Source organism: Streptomyces sp. NPDC047000 (assembly GCF_040644295.1).
GTDB lineage: Bacteria > Actinomycetota > Actinomycetes > Streptomycetales > Streptomycetaceae > Streptomyces.
Window position 1 is genome coordinate 1 of sequence record NZ_JBEYWE010000069.1, and the last position, 4,264, is coordinate 4,264.

Annotated in this window: 4 protein-coding genes; 3 read left to right on the plus strand and 1 reads right to left on the minus strand. The window is 68.6% G+C overall.

Annotated elements, in window-relative coordinates; translation table 11 throughout:
- Positions 1–1,091, minus strand: a 1,091-nt coding sequence (locus tag ABZ862_RS38295; RefSeq protein ID WP_360969197.1) for a putative T7SS-secreted protein, incomplete at its 3' end; no start/stop codon positions are given.
- Between the two features lie 716 nt (positions 1,092–1,807).
- Here ABZ862_RS38295 and ABZ862_RS38300 point away from each other — a divergent pair.
- The 3 genes from ABZ862_RS38300 to ABZ862_RS38310 all read left to right on the plus strand — a co-directional run.
- Positions 1,808–2,479 (plus strand): hypothetical protein, encoded by a 672-nt coding sequence (locus ABZ862_RS38300; protein ID WP_360969200.1) that lies wholly within the window; start codon positions 1,808–1,810, stop codon positions 2,477–2,479.
- Positions 2,480–2,866: 387 nt separating this feature from the next.
- Positions 2,867–3,007, plus strand: coding sequence for a hypothetical protein (locus ABZ862_RS38305; RefSeq protein WP_360969202.1), 141 nt, complete (start codon positions 2,867–2,869; stop codon positions 3,005–3,007).
- A 123-nt stretch (positions 3,008–3,130) separates the two neighbouring features.
- The coding region (locus ABZ862_RS38310; RefSeq protein ID WP_360969205.1) for a TauD/TfdA family dioxygenase at positions 3,131–4,264 on the plus strand (1,134 nt) is incomplete at its 3' end.

A 4,264-nucleotide genomic window follows, 5' to 3' on the forward strand; every position in this document is an offset into this window, starting at 1 on the left:
AGCACGATGTCCGGGATCAGCCGGCCGAAACCCTCGGCCGGGTCCTTCATGAAGTCCTTCACCATCTGCGTCCCGGTGCCGACCGGGTCGTTGGCCGCGACCACCAGACCGGCGGCCAGACTGTTCAGCGAGGTCAGGTACTCGGCCGGATGCGTGAGGTTGTACGGGTCCATCGGATCGACACCGCGGACGAAGTTCACGATCCCCGCGGTGCCCTTGACCAGACCGCCCGCCACATGATCCTGCATCACCTGGAGTTCGTCGTAGCCGTCGCGCAGCTGCTCGGCGTACGACGGCTTCTTCGGCGCCGTGTCACGGGCCGCACGGATCACCGAACGCGCGCTCTCCGCCGCCGTGTTCCGCTGCTTGCGCGCGGCGGCGAGGATGTCCTGCGCCTCCTGCATCAGCGTCCTGCCCGGATCCTCGAACGTCGCCGCGGGTTTCGGCGGCAGGGAGGCGGGGTCACGCCGGTCGGCCGGCCGGGCGTTGTAGAGGTCGACGGCCTTGTTGTAGTCGTCGATCTTCCGGCGGTGGGCGTCGGCGGCATCCTGGGACGCCTTCACCCCCGCCTTCCACTTGTCGATCGCCGTCTGCGCCTGGGCCTGCGCCCAGGTGACGGTGCCCGAGAACGCCTCCAGCGCACCGACCGCACTGGTGCACGCGTCGGCGGCGGTGTACCACTTGGGCGGCTGGGTGCTCACCGCGGTGCGCAGCGCCTCGGCCGTCTCGCCCTTGAGACGGGAGGAGTCCAGACCCTTCAGCCCGCCCCCGGTGGTGTCGAACGCCACCTGGAAGGAGCCGAGTTGCTTTACGACAGCGTCGATCCTGGCCGGGCTGCCGTAGATGAGCTTGGTCTTGTCCTCGGTCTGCCCGAGGTCCATCTCGTCGACCTCGGCGCCGAGGCGGTTGGCGACCGAACGGGACTGCTCACGCACCCAGTCGGCGCCGGACTTCCAGCCCACGTCCTGAAGCCGGTCGGCGGTCCAGTCACCCGCGTCCTCGACCTTGCCGCCCACCCACTCGACACCGTCCTCGACCGCGTCCTCGACCGCATCCGGCGTGACGTCACTGATGAAGTCACCGATACCCACGCCCAGTTACCCCCATCGGCTCTGCCGTCACCCTGCCGCTGCGCGCTCCTCCGGCGACGGGTCGAAGGTGTCGTCCAGCTCCCCGACGACCGTACGCGGATCGTCGCCGGATTCCGCCCGCCGCCCCTCCGCGGTCATGGGTGACGGATGGTGCCGTTGCAGGAGACGCGTGCGAGGTGCGGGTGGTTCTCCGGGGCACGGAGACGACGCTGCGGCGGGTCCCACCCGTACGGGGCTGCCGAACCCGTGCTGCCGACGAGCGAGTTCCTCGTCTCCCGCGCACACGCGGCGATCTCCATCCACCGGATGGATGGCGGTGGCGATCTGCTCCTGCCCCTCCTCCGCCGCCCGAGGACCGTCCAGGGGACCGGGCGGGCGTGAGCCGGTGACGGCGCCCGTGGCCGAGGCATGCGCCTCGGATACCGGGTGGCTGCACCGTTCTTTACCCGGGGTGGGTCGGTGGCCGCAAGTGGGGTTCCGCCGAATGGGTACTCATTCGGCTTTTCCCGGCATCTGTCAGTACGGGAGGTGTGTAGCGGGTACCTCATCATCGTGCAGATTCGGCCCGTGGCCGTCTGTCCGCCGGTCCGGCCACCAGCGCTGCGACCGGAGCCCGCCGTCGCCGCCTCTCTGCCCCGACGTCATCCGCGCCCCGGTCGCCCCGCCGTGAAAGCGGCGCCGCATGTCCGGGCACGGCAAGCACCGAAGGAGGAATCATGGGATCGATCTCGGGCGTCATCGAAAGCCTGGACACTTCGGGAAAGCAGATGGAAGACGCAAAGGAGGCCCTCGAAGCTCTCGAAGCCCTCGCCCAGACAAAGGCCGAGTACTTCCAGATGGACATCGAGAAAGCGCTCATCACCGCCGGCAGCGACCAGGACCGGAAGGTCCCCATCGAAGCGGTGCTTGACAGCACCTCACAGACGCACGCCATGTCGTCCGACAATGTGCAGAACGTGGGCGCGCCCGTCGCCAAGGCCCTCAAGTCCTTCTGCCGCGGATCGGCCGACGAGATCATAGACGGCGTGGCGAACCTGGTCACCGACATCCTCGCCGACTTCCTCGGCGAGTCGGAGGCCGCCGAGGACACGCTCCACCGTTACGTCGTACTGACCGAGGAGTACTCGATCATCCGCATCGATCTGCGGGCCTGGCAGCGCGCCGTCACCTCCAGCGGCATCCGGAAGAAGGCCGAGAAGGTCAGCGCGTTCGTGATGGTCAAATCCGCGGTGGACCTCGAGAAGATCGGTTTCAACACCTTCCTCTACCTCTACCGCGCGCAGCTGAACGCGATGCACATGGACCCGTACGACGTCGAGGCTGCCCTGGACCGGGCCGCGCTGATCTACCGGAAGTTCCACCATGAAGTGGCGGAGCTGAGTGTCTGATCGCCCGTTCTGATCGGAACTCCGGCGCGCATCACTGGCCGCAACGCTTCCGTGCGTCAGGAGAACCGGGAAGCAGCGAGGTGGGAGCAGGGCATCGGGCGGGATGAGCGATCCGTGTGCCGACGATGCCGAGTCGGTGGCCCTGGGCAGTGCAGGACTCGGACGGGCTCAGGCCGCGACGGGGAAGGAGCCGGGGCAGGGCTGCGAAGGCTGTGCGCCGACTGCGGGCGGAGGCGGTGCGGGGGCGTCGCCCGCCACCCCTTCGCCACCCCTTCGCCGCGACGACCACTGGACCGCATGTACTGCAATCCAAGATGTCGTCTCGTCTATTGACTCGCCTACCACCCCCTTTTAGGGTGAAGGCACTTCTTGAAAGGACGGGACCGCATGAAGCCAGTCGCCCTGATCGGCGCCTTGCTCGTGTCGTGTGCCGGCCGCCGGACCTACGACGAACCGCTCAGGTACTCCCCGCCCAGGGAAGGACTGCGCCCCGGCACGGCTGTCGGCGTACCTCAGACCCCCTTCTGAGGTGCCGCGCGTCGCCCCCCGCGACGCATCGCCGCCGCGCCGACGTCGTCTTCCGCGTCCGCGCGTCGTGGCCGACCGACATCAGACAGGGCCTTCCATCACCTTCGCGAGGAGTGCACCACCGTGACCACCACCGCCCCCGTAGAGCAGGTTCCCGGGCCGTCCGCCTGGCGTGGCGACGAGCTGTCCAAGTCCACCGAGTGGATCTACGTCCTCAGTGACGCCGAGCGCACCGAGCTGGAGGAGCTGGGCCGCCGCTTCGTCGCCGACGACCCCGACCTGCGCACCGTCACCGCCGCCGACTACCCCTTCGACGCCTGCCGCGCCCTCAACGACGAGTGCGCCCGGCAGATGGACGCCGGCCGGGGGTTCATCCTGGTGCGCGGACTGCGCACCGAGGAGTACGGCGACACCATGGCCGGGGCCATCTTCTACGTGATGAGCCTCCACCTCGGCCAGCCCATCGGGCAGAACCAGCGCGGCGACCTGCTCGACCACGTCATCGCCACGTCGAACAAGACGCTCGACGACGACGGCGCGCTGCCCTCCCGCGTCCGGGACCGGCTGCCGTTCCACTCCGACAGCTCCGACGTCGTCGCCCTCATGTGCCTGCACGGCGCCAAGGAGGGCGGGGCCTCCAGCCTGGTCAGCGGTACCACCATCTACAACGAGATGCTGCGCCGCCGCCCGGAGCTCGCCCCGCGGCTCTTCGACACCTACCACTGGGACTGGCGCCGTCAGGACCCGGACTCCCCCGAGCTGACGTACACCTCGCCGATCATCAGCTACGTCGACGGTGTCTTCAGCACCTACGCCGGCAGCACGATGATCTTCAGTGCCCAGGAGTACCCGGGTGTTCCGCAGCTCACGCCCGAGCAGATCGAGGCGATCAACCTCTTCGAGGAGATCTCCCAGGAGTCCGGTCTGCCGATCGACATGGACTTCCAGCCGGGCGACGTGCAGTGGCTGCTCAACTACGCCGCCCTGCACTCCCGTACCAGCTTCGTCGACTTCCCGGAGCCGGAGCGCCGCCGTCACCTGCTGCGCATGTGGCTCAAGCGCGATGTGGGCCGTCCGCTGACCCCCAAGTTCGGCAAGCACGTCGTCGTCCTCGGTGAGTCGACCAAGCCGCTGCTGCCCGGCGGCCGGTTCCGTATCGCCGCCGGAGTGGTCGCGCCCAGCGTGGACAGCCTCGTCGACACCGGCGCGAGCATGCACGAGAAACCGATCGCCTCGGTGTTCGCGTTCGACCGCACG